The organism is Rhodococcus sp. WMMA185, from assembly GCF_001767395.1.
Classification (GTDB): Bacteria; Actinomycetota; Actinomycetes; order Mycobacteriales; family Mycobacteriaceae; genus Rhodococcus_F.
In genome coordinates this window covers 4,172,472-4,187,415 of record NZ_CP017014.1, presented here as the reverse complement: position 1 = coordinate 4,187,415, position 14,944 = coordinate 4,172,472, and the positions used below count along the sequence as shown (strand labels likewise).

Sequence of the window (14,944 nt, the reverse complement as noted above, 5' to 3'; positions counted from 1 at the left end):
ATGTCGACATGACCTCACAGACGAGTCCAGCTGCCCAAGAGAAGCCAGAGAGGAACGCCATGTTTGATCCAACCGATTTTCCCGAGCCCACCCTGATTTCGGTCAACGGTGTAGAACTCGAAGTCTTCGAAACGGGACGGGAAAATGCAGGAAACCCGATTGTGCTCTGTCATGGCTTTCCAGAGCATGCCTTTTCTTGGCGCCATCAGGTGCCCGCCCTTGCCGACGCGGGCTACCACGTCATCGTCCCGAACCAGCGAGGTTATGGGAACTCATCCCGTCCGACCGAAGTAGCGGACTACGACATCGAACACTTGTCGGGTGATCTCGTCGCACTTCTCGATCACTTCGGATACGAGGATGCCACCTTCGTCGGCCACGATTGGGGTGCGTTCGTCGTGTGGGGGCTGACCCTGTTGCATCCGAACCGGGTCAACACAGTGATAAACCTGAGCCTGCCCTACCAGGATCGCGGAGAAAGGCCCTGGATCGAGGTCATGGAGGAAATGCTGGGCGGCGACTTCTATTTCGTCCACTTCAATCGACAGCCAGGTGTCGCGGACGCTGTGTTCGAAGAAAATACATTCCGGTTCCTTCGCAACCTGTACCGGAAGAACGAGCCGCCCAGCGAGCCTGCGCCGGGTATGGCGTTGATCAATCTCGCCAAAGCAGAAACACCACTCGGTGAGCCTTTGATGAGCGACAGCGAACTGGCCGTTTTCGTCTCCGCTTTCGAAGCATCAGGGTTTACGGGCAGCATCAATTGGTACAGAAACCTCGACCGCAACTGGCACTTGCTGGCGGATGTTGACCCGATCATCCAGCAGCCCGCACTCATGATCTATGGCGACCGGGATCCGATCGCCAGATCTGAAAAACTGACGGATTTCGTGCCCAATGTGGAAGTGGTCAATCTGGATTGCGGTCATTGGATCCAGCAAGAAAGGCCGGAAGAAACAAACCAAGCGATCTTGAAGTGGCTGGAACAGCAGGATGCCACCTAGCCCAAGAGCGTTTCACGGTTGAGCATGCGCTCCGGCTCGAACGGAACGAATTGGCCGTCGTGCACACGAGCAAAGGGGGCGTGCACGGGGAAAGTTCACCCCCCCCCGTGCACGCCGCTTCGTTACGACCTCAGCCCCCTCAGCCGGCTTGGATCTCGGTGAGCTCTGTCCCGGCAGGGAATGGAAGCGTGAACTCTTCGCCGACATCACCGACAGCATCGGAGACGGCGGTAGTGACGATGACACGGTCCTCATAGAGCTGCCTGATCCTCACAGCGTGTCCGCGGTAGTGGAACCGATTCAGCAGAAAACCCAAGCCGCGCTTCTCGAGTGCTTCCTCCGCGGCGGGCCAGTCTGAAACCGGCTCGAGGGGCCAGCCCAGACGATCGACGGGGATCAGGTCAGGCGCCTGGGAGTCCAGGTCGATCCAACCGATAACTTCACCGTCCTGTCGGCGGTGTGGAATCCATTGACTGGGAATGGCACTCATGGTCCCTCACACTATCCAACCTTGGGTGGAACCGGAATCGATCCGCCTAATCTTCGCTGCGTCTCGACAAGTGTCGAGATGCAGTGAGGATTAGCGGGACTCGCCAGTGCAGTTTGACGGATCTCGGGCGGGTCGAGGGGTCTCGCCAATTTACGTGCAAGCGCGCCACGCCCTGCAACAAGGCCGGGAAGTGCGACGCGGCCAAGGCTACAGCCTGCACGTCACACCCCGCTTCCGCACGTCCACCTAGCGCTATTTGCCGCTACCGGAACAGTCGGAGAGAGCGATTCTGCCTCTGATCGCAAGGCATTTCGGATCTACCGGGACCGACTGAACGACGCGACCGTCTGATCAACTCGCGGGGTTATCGGGTGTACCCCGGATGGACGGCGTGACCGAACCAGCCACGTACCGTCAAAAATGTTTTGACGGTGGGGTAGGCTCGGGGCATGCCCGATCCCGAACGGCCGGAGGCGGCGATGCTCGACGAGTGGCTGCAAGCCACATCGTCATCGACGAACGAAGCACCCCGTGACGACCCGACGGCGATCGTGCGCGGAGTACTGAACCGATTGGACAACGACGGAGTAGAGCTACCACACCACGTGGTCTACGCCTGCGTCGTATTGCTGTCGGTCGCGCGGACCGATCTGGATCGGCTGGAACTGGGCCTGATGCGGGCAGCCAGCGAACACGGCAACAGCTGGAGTTGGATCGCCGAGACATTCGGCCACCGCTCCAAGCAAGCCGCACACGCTCGGGCCAGTGCACTGCACCGACGCCTGGAATATCGAACCCTCGACGAGGAAGAAAACCGATGAAACTCCGTGTAGACCGCGATCGTCTCGCCGATGCGGTGGCCGTGGTCGGGCCAACAGTGCCTCGGCGCCCTTCGATCCCCGTGCTCGCGGGCATTCGACTACGAGCGGAACCGGACTCGGCGTCGGTCGCCGGTTTCGACTACGAGATCTCCTCCCATGCCACGATCACCGATGCAGTGGTGGACGAGCCCGGTGCTGCACTGGTATCGGGGCGACTGCTCACCGATATCGCGAAAGCCCTCCCCCCGCAGCCGGTCGAGTTGTCCGACAACGGGGACCGCCTCGAGATCGTCTGCGGTCCATCGCGATTCGCCCTGCCGCTGATGACTGTCGAGGACTACCCAGACCTCCCGCCCTCACCTGCAGCGGTCGGCGCAGTCAATCACTCAGACCTACGCGACGCCGTGGCGCAGGTGGTCGTGGCCGCCGGGCGCGACGACACGTTGCCCATGCTGACCGGGATCAACATCGAATTCCATCCCTCGTTCCTGCGGCTGGTGAGCACCGACCGGTTCCGCATCGCGATCCGCGAGCTCAGGTGGGAGCCTGTGGCCGCGATGGGCAACTCGAGACCAACCAGCATGCTCGTGCCGGCCCGCGCGCTGGCAGAGACAAGCAAGACGCTCACGGGACCGAGAATCGAAATCGCCAGTGTTCCAGGGCAAGCGATCCTGGGACTCGCGACCGACGAGCAGCATCACACCATGCGCACGCTCGACATGCCCTATGCGCCCTACGAGCGCTATCTCGAGACCACCCGCACCGCATCCGCCCGCATGCGTTCCGCCCCGCTGATCGCCGCGATCAAACGGGTGTCGCTTCTCTCGCCCAAAGGAGCGCAGGTTCGGTTGACCTTCGCCGCAACCACGGCTCGTTTGTCTGCCGGGGGCGACAACGAAGGAAGCGCGGAGGAGTCCATCGGTTGCGAGTTCGACGGCGAACCGTTGACCATCGCCTTCAACCCCCGTTATCTACTCGAGGGACTGACCGCCGCGCATGCCGAGATCGTAGAGATCGCCCTGAACGGCCCTACCAGAGCAGCGATTCTGCGTGCGACCGATCGCGAACCCGACGGTAAGCGCCGCGACGGTCTGATCTATGTACTGATGCCCGTTCGCCTACCCGACTGAGCCATCGCCCGACGAGAACGCGACCCGAATCCCGCCCCAGACTTCAGCCGCTGCCGGGGCACGTGCACACGACTTCGATCACCAGTGCACACGACTTCGAACATCGACCACGGACGGACCCCTCCTCGGCGGCGGCACCAAGCCGCGAGGAGGGGCAGGCCTGTAATGTAGGTGCACCGAACGCAGCTAGCTGTACTGGCCGGGACCGTTGATTGGGCGGAGAGGACGTCGAGCAGGCTAGGTCACGCAGCGCAGCACTTGTGACACGTGCTGCGCCAGTTCCTCAGGCGACATCGTCGGCAAGCGCATGAACCAGCGATAGAACACAGGTGAGAGCAGCAGCTCTGCGGCGCGTTGGGTATCCGATACTCCGCCGTGCTGGAACAGGGCCCGGACCGTGCTCAGCTGCGGGCTCAGGAGTCGTTCCTGGAACTCACGCGCTACCGCCTCGTCTGTCTGGATCGCAGCGGCCAGGGTGCGCAGCAGAGACTCATGCGGCTGCGTCGTGATCTCCTCAATGGCGGACCGCAGCAATTCCTCGAGCTGGTGTTGCAGGTCTCCGCCATCGCCCCGTGCGCCCGTCTCAGGTTGTTGCGTGCTGTGTGTGAGCAATGCGTCGAAGAGGATCGCCGGCACGGATTGCCATGTCCGATAGAGCGTCTGCTTGCCCACTCCAGCCTTGGCGGCGATGCCTTCCATGGTCAACGACGCCGGTCCGCTGGCAATTGCGAGCTCCAAGACCGCCGCGTGCACGCGGGCCACAGTGGTAGCACGAGCCATGATGGAACTGTACCAAACGAGACGTACCGTCTCGTTTGTGCTTTCATGGTGCCATGACTGATTCGCAGACTTGGTTCATTACTGGCGCGAGTAGAGGACTCGGCTGTGCCTTGACCAAGGCAGCACTCGACGCCGGACATCGAGTCGTGGCAGCGACGCGAAGTGGTGAAGCCCCTGTGCGCCACGATCGGCTGTCCACGTGTCGGCTCGATGTACGTGACAGAGATGCCTGCCGGGACGCTGTCCGTTTGGCCGCTGAAGAGCACGGCAAACTGGATGTGCTTGTGAACAACGCTGGCTATGGACTCGTAGGCGCTGTCGAAGAGGTCGGGGAACTGGAGGCCCGCGCGATCCTCGACACCGACCTGCTTGGGGCTCTGTGGCTAACGCAGGCAGCACTACCCGTCATGCGAACCCAGCGGAGCGGACACATCGTGCAGATCTCGTCGGTCGGCGGGGTTGGGGCCATGCCCTTCTTCGGGCTTTACAACGCGGCGAAGTGGGGTCTCGAGGGTTTCGCCGAGGCTCTGGCAGGCGAAGTGAAGCCTTTTGGAATCCGCGTGACCGTCGCGGAAGTCGGCTCCATGGACACCGAGTGGGCCACCGGCAGCATGAAGTTCAGTAGACCCATTCCCGAGTATGACGACCTGCGTCGAAGCATCCTGGGCGCGCCGTCTGTGCCATGGGAGAGCGAAGCGGGCGCAACCGGCGGTGGCGCTGACCCCGCAGACATCGCACGCGAACTCCTGCAACACGTCGTCGCACCCGCGGACGACCGGCTTCGGATCCTCCTAGGAAGCGACGCCCCATCCCAGGTAGCGGCCGTGATCCAGCAGCGTCAGACCGAGTACAACCTCGATCCCCGCTACTCAGCCGCATGGGTCAGCCACTGAATTTTCCCGAAGGGTTGGCCGCGCACCACGGCTGACCCTTCACCTGCGACCGGAGCGGCCCATGCCTCACCCAAACTCGGCGATGACGCCCAAGCACCGTCTCATCGTCGCCTGGCTTCGGGCCGCCGTACTGATTCCTCGGCTCAGGCCATCGCTGTGCCAGTACGTCCGGAATCAACTCTGTAGGCAATCTCGACGCGCTCGCTCTCGGAACGATCAAGCAGTTCACGCAGTGGCGGGGCGAGGGCTCGGCGGTCGGACGGCAGCCAGGAATCTCGCCACCGCACCCACCGGCTCTCCCACTTGACCTGTGCGGCTGGCAGGCATCTCGCAACGGGCAAGAGCTTTCCTCAACGAGGCAATCACTAGATCCTGGGCGTCTCACCGTCTGCAATCCATGGCAGCGGTTTGATGATGCGACAAGGGTTCCCGGCAGCGAAGACGTGGGCCGGAACATTCTTCGTTACGACGCTGCCGGCCCCGATTACGGTGTTGTCGCCGATGGTCACACCGGGGCAGACCGTAACGCCGCCACCCATCCAGACATTGTTGCCGATGGTGATCGGCGCAGCGGTCTCCCAGCGCTGCCGCCGGGCCTGGTGGTCGGCCATGGGATGTAGCGCGGTCAAGAGCTGTGCCCTGGGTCCTATCGAGACGTCGTCACCGATGGTGATCGGCGCACAGTCCATCAGGATCGCGTCGTAGTTGAGGAAGCTGTTCGCGCCGATACGAATGTACTGACCGTAGTCGCATTGGAACCGCGGCATGATCCATGACCGTTCGCCCAGCGAACCGAGGAGCTTGTCCAGTAATGCCCGGCGGACATCGTCCTCCTCGGCAAGGGTGGCATTGAACCTGTCGAGCAGCCGTTGGCACGCCTTGCGATCGGCAACCAGATCCGCGTCGTTGTCCTGGTACGAATCCCCACGCAGCATGCGTTCACGTTGTTCACCCACAATCGGCGACCCTAACTGTTGCGGGTCAGGAGGTTATGGCCAGATCCGACCCTCGCGCGAAGCGGCTCGTGATGCTCGAGTCCGGGACGGAGCACGATCTGTAACTCCGCTGGTCACCTGCCCGAGGCACTTCGATCGGCTAGTTAAACTAGCGTCGCATCTCGCTAATCTTCGCTGCTGCTCGACAAGAACTACCCCCGCGCCATGTCTACGAACTTGGACAGGTGAAGTTGGTGTGCCACGGTGATTGTCGCCGTCGGGCCGTTGCGGTGTTTGCCGAGGATGAGGTCGGCCTCGCCGCCGCGTGGGTCGTCTCGCTCGAAGGCATCGGGGCGGTGGAGCAGGATGACCATGTCGGCGTCCTGCTCGAGCGAGCCCGACTCGCGAAGGTCAGACACCATCGGTTTCTTGTCCGTTCGCTGCTCGGGTCCACGGTTGAGCTGACAGATGGCGACCACGGGGACCTCGAGTTCCTTGGCGAGAAGCTTGAGGCTGCGGGAGAACTCGGAGACTTCCTGCTGACGTGACTCGACCTTCTTGCCGGACGTCATCAGCTGAAGGTAGTCCACCACAATGAGTTTGATGTCATGCTTCTGCTTGAGGCGGCGGGCCTTGGCGCGGATCTCCATCATGGTGAGGTTGGGGGAATCGTCGATGAAGAGCGGCGCCTCGCTGATCTCACTCATGCGGCGAGCGAGTTTCGTCCAATCGTCGTCGCTCATCTTGCCCGAACGCATGTCACCGAGTTTGATCTTCGCCTCGGCGGACAGCAGTCGCATGACGATCTCGGTCTTCCCCATCTCCAGGGAGAAGATGACGGAGGCCATGCCGTTCTTGATCGAGCACGATCGCAGGAAATCCATGCCGAGCGTGGAATTGTGCGTTGGGATCATCGACCGGCCGGCGAGATAGAGATGCTCAGCGTTGTCGACCTCGACGCAACGCACTGGGACGCTGTCGATCCGGCGAACATCGACGATTCGGCGCGCCGAACTGACGGGACCGCGAAGTTCCTTGTGCTGGATTGCCTTTCGGTGAAGCTGGAACACTTCCTCATCTGCAGAGAACGTGAGACAGCGATCTTCGTGGCGGCAGTCATATCCCAACCCGACTACCAGCTCGCGAACATCCGCCGCGAGCGGAATCTCCTTGGCCTCGAAGCGAACCGATCCGTCTTCACTGACCGAACCGCCTACGTCGAGCAGACCGGCCAGCAGCTCGCGCCGCTCCAACACCGAGCCGCGCAGCAATTCAGCCGGAACGCGCTTGTCCGCCTCTGGGACCCCGCAGGCGAGCGCGGCTCCCAGCGCGTAGGGGTCGACGTCGAGGCTCGACGTAGGTAACTCGAGCGCGCCGGCATGTGCGACGTAGTGCCCCCGCCCCAGCGATTCGGCAATCTGATCCGTGGTGCGGACGGCGGCCACACCGCCGGTCCGCGTCAGCCACTGATGCTGGGCGTCTGCGACCAGGACGGCGCCGTCGGAGAACTCCACCTCGTAGCAGGGCCGGTCGAGCATGACCTCGGTGGCCGCGACGACGCGAGTGGGTAAGCCGTCGGCGTCGATCAGATGATCACCCACCTGAACCTCACCCATGGTGGTCCAGCCCGTCGGGGTGGGGAGGGGTGTGTCGAGAGCGAGCGCCTTACCCACACCGGGCCGGGCCGCGACGATGATCATCTGGCCCGGATGGAGGCCGTTGGTGACCTCGTCGAGTTCGACGAACCCGGTGGGCACACCGAGGGAGATTCCGCCGCGGCTGGCGATGGAGTCGATCTCGTCCATCGTGGGCTGCAGCAACTGCTCGAGTGGGACGAAGTCTTCGGCCGTGCGCCGCTCGGTGACCTCGAAGACCTCCGCCTGGGCGCGGTCGACGACCTCGGCGACATCCTGGCCGTCAGCGCCGGTGTAGCCGTACTGCACGATGCGGGTACCGGCATCGACAAGGCGTCGCAGGATCGCCTTCTCGGCCACGATGTCGGCGTAATATCCGGCGTTGGCGGCGGTCGGCACCGTCTGGGTGAGCGTCACCAGGTAGGGCGCTCCGCCGATCCGTCGGAGTTCGCCGCGCCTTTCCAGTTCAGCGGATACGGTCACCGGGTCGGCCGGTTCACCACGGGCGTAGAGGTCGAGGACGGCGTCGTACACAGATTGATGCGCGGGGCGATAGAAATCGCCGGGCCGGAGCACCTCGAGCACGTCGGCGATGGCGTCCTTGCTGAGTAGCATGCCGCCGAGCACCGACTGCTCGGCTGCCATGTCATGCGGAGGCTGCCTGCCGAACTCCTCGCCCGGCTCCTCGGGTGGACCCGGGTAGTCGGAACGGCCCCGATCGTCTACTACAGCCACTCGACCGCCCTTCCGCATCACGTTCCGTTGCTGCCGAGAACTCCATCTCGTGAGCTTCAAGATCTTTGGTACTCGCCCCTACCGACAACCTTCTCAGGCTCGTTGCGGCAAACGGCGCCGTGACAGGGAGACACGCTGAAACGAGGTTAAGGACGGGGTGCCCCTGTGTTCAAACCGTCCTGTGCACAGGGTTGGGGACAAATTGTGGAAACAACTGGACAGGTTTGTGAACCCCATGGGGACAACCTGAGGATAAGTGTGGATCACAGTCCCAAAATGCCAGTTCAGCCTCGATTTTTAGTTTTCCACCGTTGTGGATGGAAACTCGTTCGGCGTGTCTTTGACGTCGAGGAGCCGGGCGTGTCGTGCCCGTTGCTCCCGCCTGGGAAGATGGTCCGAGCCACATTTCGCACGGATCATGGGCCATCCCGCAGATTCGACAAACGCAGGCCCCGACGCTCCGAGGAACGTGGGGCCTGCGCTTGTCAGGAACGGAGTCGGCTAGGCGCTGACGACGTTCAGGTGGAACTTCGCAACCACGTCGGGGTGCAGGTTCACGGCGATGGCGTGCTTGCCGGTCGCCTTGATGTGAGCCTTCGGCAGGTCCAGGATGCGCTTGTCGAGAACGGGTCCACCTGCGGCCTTGATGGCACCTGCAACATCGGCGGCGGTAACCGAACCGAAGAGCTTGCCCGAGCCACCTGCGGTCTTGACCGACAGCGACACCGACTCGAGGCCCTCGATCGCAGCCTTGAGCTCCTTCGCGTGGTCGAGACCGCGCACAGCGCGAGCCTCCTGAGCACGACGGATGCCCTCGACCTGCTTCTGGGCGCCACGGGTGGCGACGATCGCCAGCCCGCGCGGAAGCAGGTAGTTGCGGCCGTAGCCGTCCTTGACCTCGACGGTGTCGCCGGGGGCACCGAGGTTTTCCACGTCAGCGGTGAGGATGAGCTTCATGTCTTTCCTCCCTTTCCCTTAGCGAGCCACGGTGGCGTAGGGCAGCAACGCCACCTCACGAGAGTTCTTGACGGCAATGGCAACGTCGCGCTGGTGCTGGACGCAATTGCCAGTGACACGGCGCGCGCGGATCTTGCCGCGGTCGCTGACGTACTTACGCAGAAGCGTCGTGTCCTTGTAATCGATCTCCGTGTTCTTCTCTTTGCAGAAGACGCAGACCTTCTTCTTCATTACCTTGTCGCGCAAGGGCGGCTTAGGCATTTGTTCGCTCTTTTCTGGATGTTCCGATCAGGTACGGATCAGAACGGTGGTTCGTCGCTCCCACCACCAGAGCCTCCGAAGGAGCCCTGCGCCTGCGGCGCACTACCCCACGGATCGTCTCCGACACTGGTGGATTGCGAACGTCCGCCGCCCGATCCGCCGGAGGAACCGAAGCCACCTCCGCCTCCGCCGCCGCGACTGACCTTGTTGACCTTGGCCGTGGCGTACTTCAGCGAGGGGCCGATCTCGTCGACCTCGAGCTCGACGACAGTGCGCTTCTCACCTTCACGAGTTTCGTAGGAGCGCTGCTTGAGCCGGCCGCTCGCGATCACTCGCGAGCCGCGGGTCAGGCTCTCCGCCACGTTCTCGGCTGCCTCGCGCCAGATGTTGCAGCGCAAGAACAGGGCTTCGCCGTCTTTCCATTCATTGGTCTGACGGTCGAAGGTGCGGGGCGTGGACGCAATGGTGAAGTTCGCGACCGCGGCACCCGCGGGTGTGAATCGAAGCTCCGGATCAGCCGTCAAGTTTCCTATGACGGTGATTACGGTGTCGCCTGCCATGTGGTTCCTCCTGCAGAATGTGGAGTTCGGTTGGGCACGAGCCTAAGGCTGGTGGCCGACAGAATCACTTGTTGTGGCGCAGAACCTTCGTACGAAGCACCGATTCGTTCAGGCCGAGCTGACGATCGAGCTCCGCGACAGTGGCGGGAGCAGCGCTGATATCGATCACCGCGTAGATGCCTTCGCTCTGCTTGGCGATCTCGTAGGCGAGGCGACGCTTACCCCAGACATCGACCTTGTCGATCTTGCCGCCGTCCTGGCGAACAACATTGAGGAACGTATCCAGCGAAGGAGCAACAGTGCGCTCGTCCAGGCTGGGGTCCAGGATGACCATCAATTCGTAATGACGCATAAGACCTCATCACCTCCTATGGACTAGTGAAACGGCCACGGGCTGTCCGTGGCAGGAGGGTCGTTGCGTCAGCAACCTTTGCAGGCTACACGACGGGCCCCTGACCAGCGAAATCAGGACTACGCGTCGAGGAAATCGGACTTTTTGGCGAAATCACCCGCCCAAACCGCGAATAGTTATACACTCCCGGCTGTTCTATTCACCCTCTCAAAGGCGGCACAGTGAACATCTCTCGATCGAGGCGCGCGACGGTTGCCTCCCTGACGGCCGCGGCTGCCATCCTGGTTTCGCTGCCGGCGACCGCGAACTCTGCCGAACCGTCTGAGGACACACCCCTTGCAGACACACCCCTTGCAGACACACCTTCGGTAGACGCACCTTCCACGGACACAACTTCCGCGGACACAACTCCCGCGGACACGCCTGCCGTCGACACCGATCAGCTCGGGTACGACGAGACCACCACAGTCGGCGTCCACAACGCCTACGAGAAGTTCGCGTTCCCCTACCTCGCCGATGGGCTGGACTCCGGTGCCGCGCTGATCGAAATCGACGTGTGGAGCAACGGCGCGGGCAAGGGATGGCGGGTCTCCCATTCCAATCCCATTGGCAATGACAACAACTGCGTCGGCGCGGAGTCGGAGGCGCAGTTACGCAAAGGGTCACGCGATCAGGGGCTCGATGGCTGCCTCACAGATATTCGGACCTGGCATGAGGCGAACCCCGACCACCCTCCGGTCATCTTCAAGATGGAGATGAAGGACGGGTTCAACACAACGCAAACCGGCGGCGCCACCGGGTCCAGCGGGTCGGGCGGACCGGCGGCCTTCAGGCGAGGGCCGAGCGAGTTCGACGAACTCGTGAGGGAGCAGCTCGGTGACGCGCTGTTCAGTCCGTCCGATCTGGTCGGCGACTCAGGATTGACCTTGGACGAGGCAGTGCGCACCAACGGCTGGCCGACCCGTGACGCGATGCGGGGCAAGTTCCTCTTCTACGTCACCAATGGAACGGTGGAGGGGGAGAACCCGCTCGATAGCCTCAAGACCGACATCGAGTACGCCACGCATCTTCGGGATCTGGCGTCGGACGATGAGCTCGACAAGGCCGCAGCCTTCCCCGCAGTTCTCGGCTCGACGAAGGGCGACCCCCGAGCGAAAAAGTATGAGGACGAGTCGATTCGGCCCTGGTTCGTGGTGTTCGACAGTGGTGCGTCCGGATACATCTCGAAGAAGATCGACACCGACTGGTATCGCGAGAACGGATACCTGCTGGTGATGACATCCGCGCACAGTGTGCCGCCCGCGATCGATGCCTGGACGCCTACCGAAGCGGAGGCGCTTGACCGTGTAGCCGAACTGGCCGCTCACTCGGCGAGCATCGTCACCTCCGACTGGACCACGCTGCCGACGGTGCTGTCCGAGGTTCTTCCGCGGGGCGAATGACACAACTCCTCGCCGACGTCTTGTGTCCGGTGGTCCGACCTAGGTAGTTCGTGTCGGACCACCGGACACAAGACCAAGTGAGCTTCACGAGATGCGGCGCCAAGCTCCGACTGGCCGCACACCAACCCCAAGGCGTTTTCGGGGTGGCTCGGATGACGTGCTCACCTCAGAGCGTCTCGTGGACCTACACCGGCTGACTGTCTCGGAGGCCGCCAAGCTCTAGTGGTTGTCCCGCCGATCGCTTCAGGCGACGTGAGCTGCGTTGCCGGCAGGAGCGTGAAGTGGCCGCCTACCCCGCTTCGAGGGTGGGCGGCCACTTCACATTTATGCGGTTCGGGCCAGGGCGTACAGGTCCCTGAGCCCCTCAAATCAACTCCCGCCCAAGCTTCCCCAAGGGTTGGATGGGACGGGCTCGGTTGCCTCTGTGATGTCGAGGGTGGCCTCGAGGATCGCGTCGTCACCGACCCCGTTGGATGCGGTCACCGTGAACGTGTACGTCCCGGCAGTCGTCGGGGTTCCGGACAGCACACCCTGCTCGCTCAACGCGACCCCCTCGGGCAGGGCCCCGGCGGTGACGGCCGCGGTCGGCGCAGGTTCTCCGGTGAGGGTGAAAGTGTGCTCGTAGGGCTGGCCGACGACCCCTGCAGTCGGTGTTCCGGCGATTTCGGCCGGAGTCTTACCGATCGCGATCACCGACACGGTGCCGTCGCCCCAGTTGGTGACATAGGCGTGGGCACCGTCCGGGGTGATCACCACTCCGGACGGACGGTCGCCGACCGGGACGGTGGTGGCAATCGTGTTCGTGGCGGTATCGATCACCGACACTGAACTTCCGTCAAAGTTGTTGACGTAGGCGAGGTTGCCGTCCGGTGTGATTGCGATCCCGTTTGGTCGGTCGCCGACCGAGACGGTGGTGACGACCGCGTTGGTAGCGGTATCGATCACCGACACCGAGTTGTCACCCTGGTGGGTGACGTAGGCGAGGGCACCGTCCGGGGTGAATGCCACCCCGATCGGTTGGACGCCGACCGGGACGGAGGCGATGACTGCGTTGGTAGCAGTATCGATCACCGACACCGAGTCACCGAGGAAGTTGGTGACGTAGGCGAGGGCACCGTTTGGGGTGAATGTCACCCCGAACGGCACCCGCCCAACCGGGACGGAGGTGATGACCGCGTTGGTAGCGGTATCGATCACCGACACCGAGTCGTTGGACGTGTTGGGGACGTAGGCGAGGGCACCGTCCGGGGTGATCGCCACCTCGTTCGGTGTGCCGCCGATCGGCACGGTCGTGATCTCGGTGTTGATGGAGGTATCGATCACCGACACCGAGTCGTCAATCAGGTTGGTGACGTAGGCGAAGGCGCCGTCCGGGGTGATCGCCATGCCGGACGGCCCTTCGCCGACCGGAATGGTGGCGGTGACCGTATTGGTGGCGGTAGCGATCACCGACACAGAGTGACCGTTCTGGTTGGCGACATAGACGTGGGCGCCGTCCGGGGTGATCGCCACCCCTCCCGGTCCCGCCTCGACTGTGATCGTGTTCGTGACGACGTCGGCGGTTGCCTGCCCGACAGCAGTAGTGAGGGCCGTGGCTACGACGAGAACGGTGCCGCCGAGTACCGCCGGCATCCGCGAAGATCCGACGCGTGAGCGCGGCCGATCAATGGTGGCCAAGAAATTGTTCCCTTCCAACGGAATCCGCATCCCGGGCACAGGCCACGGGAGGTAGCCACAGGAGGTGGCCACGCCCAAGGAACCTACATAACGGACGGTCGCCTTAGTCAGTGTTGGGCGAAAATGCCCGGCAGTCGACAGCTCGAGCTCAACACCATCACCATCACCACCGGCACGCAGCGGCCGAGAACCTGCACGAATGCCGAAGCCTCCACATGCCGGTAATCTCCGAATGGGGGCCGCGCACCCGGAAGGACCAGCCGTGAAGGTCTTCTACTCTCCCGACTACGCCGCATCGCCCCACGCGTTCGACATCACGCTCAAGTCCCAGTGGGTCGCCGAATCGCTTCTTCGTGATCCCATTGACGGGGTGGAGCTGGTACGCCCGCACTCGCTGGATGTCGGGGAACTGGCCGCCGTCCACGACCTGCAGTACGTGGAGGCGGTGCACTACGGCACACCCCGTGGCCTCGCCGGGTCGCCGGGACTGACCTGGGACGAGGATCTATGGACCGCAACTACGGCGGCGGCCGGGGGCATGGTGGACGCGGCCCTGGTCGGGCTACGGACCGGTGGGGTAGCGGGATCGCTGTCGTCTGGGCTGCACCATGCCTGCCGGGCCTCGGGCCGCGGCTTCTGCACGTTCAACGGCCTGGTACTGGCCGCCCGCGCCGCGCTCGATGACGGCGCCGAATCCGTACTGATCGTGGACTTCGACGCGCACTGTGGCGGCGGAACCGCCTCGCTCATGCAGTCGGACCCCCGGATCTGGCAAGCCGATGTATCCGTGGACTGGTTCGACTTCTACGATCCGACAGACCGCTGTCAGCCGACCCTGGTCTCGGAGGGGGAGCAGTACCTGGCCGCGTGCACCCAGGCCCTGAGCCGGATCGAACACATAGGGCCGAATTTCGACCTGGTTCTCTACAACGCCGGGATGGACCCCTACGAAGGCTGCGACACCGGCGGCCTGGACGGCATCACGAAAGAGGTGCTCGAAGCCCGCGAGAATCTGCTGTTCCGGTGGTGCCAGGAGCGCAAGATGCCAGTCGCCTTCGCCTTGGCCGGGGGCTACGTCAGCGCGCACCTCGACGAGAAGGAGTTGGTGGACCTGCACCGGCTGACGATTGCGGAGGCCAGCCTGCTCGACTAGGGATGCGAAGTCTCCCAACCGGTCGCCTCACCGCCTGATCACTCCCCGGCGAGCCGTCCGCAGTGATCGCACATTTGGCGACAAGCCCGGAGTCTGGCACCCCCGGACACTAGTGTGGAT

15 protein-coding genes and 1 riboswitch are annotated in these 14,944 nt (G+C 63.2%); of the genes, 6 read left to right on the top strand and 9 right to left on the bottom strand.

The features are described from left to right. Positions 1–8: 8 nt before the first annotated feature. Positions 9–1,004 carry an alpha/beta fold hydrolase gene (locus BFN03_RS18895; RefSeq protein ID WP_198163304.1) on the top strand — a complete coding sequence of 332 codons (996 nt, stop codon included), beginning with the start codon at positions 9–11 and terminating at the stop codon, positions 1,002–1,004. A gap of 139 nt (positions 1,005–1,143) precedes the next feature. On the opposite strand, the gene BFN03_RS18890 is transcribed toward BFN03_RS18895, so the two are convergent. Then, positions 1,144–1,494 carry a hypothetical protein gene (locus tag BFN03_RS18890; protein ID WP_070380298.1) on the bottom strand — a complete coding sequence of 117 codons (351 nt, stop codon included), beginning with the start codon at positions 1,492–1,494 and terminating at the stop codon, positions 1,144–1,146. A 449-nt stretch (positions 1,495–1,943) separates the two neighbouring features. Here BFN03_RS18890 and BFN03_RS18885 point away from each other — a divergent pair, with 449 nt between their 5' ends. Further along, complete coding sequence (locus tag BFN03_RS18885; protein WP_070380297.1) at positions 1,944–2,315, top strand: hypothetical protein; 372 nt, start codon at positions 1,944–1,946, stop codon at positions 2,313–2,315. Then, a complete protein-coding gene (dnaN, locus tag BFN03_RS18880) occupies positions 2,312–3,445 on the top strand; it encodes a DNA polymerase III subunit beta (protein WP_070380296.1) in 1,134 nt (377 codons plus the stop codon). The genes BFN03_RS18885 and dnaN overlap by 4 nt, the downstream gene beginning before the upstream one ends. Positions 3,446–3,682: 237 nt before the next feature. On the opposite strand, the gene BFN03_RS18875 is transcribed toward dnaN, so the two are convergent. Beyond that, positions 3,683–4,225, bottom strand: a complete 543-nt coding sequence (locus BFN03_RS18875; protein WP_070380295.1) for a TetR/AcrR family transcriptional regulator — start codon at positions 4,223–4,225, stop codon at positions 3,683–3,685. 53 nt (positions 4,226–4,278) lie between these two features. Between BFN03_RS18875 and BFN03_RS18870 the strand changes: the two genes are divergently transcribed. Further along, entirely contained in the window at positions 4,279–5,118 is an 840-nt protein-coding gene (locus BFN03_RS18870; protein ID WP_070380294.1) for an SDR family NAD(P)-dependent oxidoreductase, read from the top strand. Positions 5,119–5,483: 365 nt separating this feature from the next. Here BFN03_RS18870 and BFN03_RS18865 read toward each other — a convergent pair whose 3' ends face one another. From BFN03_RS18865 to rpsF, 6 genes are all read right to left on the bottom strand, one after another. Beyond that, complete coding sequence (locus tag BFN03_RS18865) at positions 5,484–6,074, bottom strand: sugar O-acetyltransferase (RefSeq protein ID WP_070380293.1); 591 nt, start codon at positions 6,072–6,074, stop codon at positions 5,484–5,486. 191 nt (positions 6,075–6,265) lie between these two features. Next, the gene (gene dnaB, locus BFN03_RS18860) at positions 6,266–8,422 is read right to left on the bottom strand and encodes a replicative DNA helicase (RefSeq protein ID WP_070381085.1); all 2,157 of its coding nucleotides are present in this window, start codon (positions 8,420–8,422) and stop codon (positions 6,266–6,268) included. A 501-nt stretch (positions 8,423–8,923) separates the two neighbouring features. Beyond that, positions 8,924–9,379 (bottom strand): 50S ribosomal protein L9, encoded by a 456-nt coding sequence (rplI, locus tag BFN03_RS18855; protein ID WP_070380292.1) that lies wholly within the window; start codon positions 9,377–9,379, stop codon positions 8,924–8,926. An 18-nt stretch (positions 9,380–9,397) separates the two neighbouring features. Beyond that, positions 9,398–9,640: a 30S ribosomal protein S18 gene (rpsR, locus tag BFN03_RS18850; RefSeq protein WP_070380291.1), complete on the bottom strand. Its 243-nt coding sequence runs from the start codon at positions 9,638–9,640 to the stop codon at positions 9,398–9,400. Positions 9,641–9,678: 38 nt separating this feature from the next. Next, entirely contained in the window at positions 9,679–10,200 is a 522-nt protein-coding gene (locus BFN03_RS18845) for a single-stranded DNA-binding protein (protein ID WP_070380290.1), read from the bottom strand. 64 nt (positions 10,201–10,264) lie between these two features. Continuing rightward, positions 10,265–10,552, bottom strand: a complete 288-nt coding sequence (gene rpsF / locus BFN03_RS18840) for a 30S ribosomal protein S6 (protein ID WP_070380289.1) — start codon at positions 10,550–10,552, stop codon at positions 10,265–10,267. A gap of 221 nt (positions 10,553–10,773) precedes the next feature. Here rpsF and BFN03_RS18835 point away from each other — a divergent pair, with 221 nt between their 5' ends. Continuing rightward, positions 10,774–11,994, top strand: a complete 1,221-nt coding sequence (locus tag BFN03_RS18835) for a phosphatidylinositol-specific phospholipase C domain-containing protein (RefSeq protein ID WP_070380288.1) — start codon at positions 10,774–10,776, stop codon at positions 11,992–11,994. Positions 11,995–12,079: 85 nt separating this feature from the next. Beyond that, a riboswitch (SAM riboswitch) is annotated at positions 12,080–12,152 on the top strand. Between the two features lie 211 nt (positions 12,153–12,363). Here the strand turns inward: BFN03_RS18835 and BFN03_RS18830 are convergent. After that, positions 12,364–13,671, bottom strand: coding sequence for a virginiamycin B lyase family protein (locus BFN03_RS18830; protein WP_198163302.1), 1,308 nt, complete (start codon positions 13,669–13,671; stop codon positions 12,364–12,366). Between the two features lie 262 nt (positions 13,672–13,933). Between BFN03_RS18830 and BFN03_RS18825 the strand changes: the two genes are divergently transcribed. After that, positions 13,934–14,824, top strand: a complete 891-nt coding sequence (locus tag BFN03_RS18825; RefSeq protein ID WP_070380287.1) for a hypothetical protein — start codon at positions 13,934–13,936, stop codon at positions 14,822–14,824. The last annotated feature ends 120 nt before the right edge of the window (positions 14,825–14,944 follow it).

Excerpts from the sequence above, each read along its gene's own strand:
- BFN03_RS18895 (WP_198163304.1), top strand. The coding sequence starts at position 9 with ATGACCTCACAGACGAGTCCAGCTGCCCAAGAGAAGCCAGAGAGGAAC.
- BFN03_RS18890 (WP_070380298.1), bottom strand. The coding sequence starts at position 1,494 with ATGAGTGCCATTCCCAGTCAATGGATTCCACACCGCCGACAGGACGGT.
- BFN03_RS18885 (WP_070380297.1), top strand. The coding sequence starts at position 1,944 with ATGCCCGATCCCGAACGGCCGGAGGCGGCGATGCTCGACGAGTGGCTG.
- dnaN (WP_070380296.1), top strand. The coding sequence starts at position 2,312 with ATGAAACTCCGTGTAGACCGCGATCGTCTCGCCGATGCGGTGGCCGTG.
- BFN03_RS18875 (WP_070380295.1), bottom strand. The coding sequence starts at position 4,225 with ATGGCTCGTGCTACCACTGTGGCCCGCGTGCACGCGGCGGTCTTGGAG.
- BFN03_RS18870 (WP_070380294.1), top strand. The coding sequence starts at position 4,279 with ATGACTGATTCGCAGACTTGGTTCATTACTGGCGCGAGTAGAGGACTC.
- rplI (WP_070380292.1), bottom strand. The coding sequence starts at position 9,379 with ATGAAGCTCATCCTCACCGCTGACGTGGAAAACCTCGGTGCCCCCGGC.
- rpsR (WP_070380291.1), bottom strand. The coding sequence starts at position 9,640 with ATGCCTAAGCCGCCCTTGCGCGACAAGGTAATGAAGAAGAAGGTCTGC.
- BFN03_RS18845 (WP_070380290.1), bottom strand. The coding sequence starts at position 10,200 with ATGGCAGGCGACACCGTAATCACCGTCATAGGAAACTTGACGGCTGAT.
- rpsF (WP_070380289.1), bottom strand. The coding sequence starts at position 10,552 with ATGCGTCATTACGAATTGATGGTCATCCTGGACCCCAGCCTGGACGAG.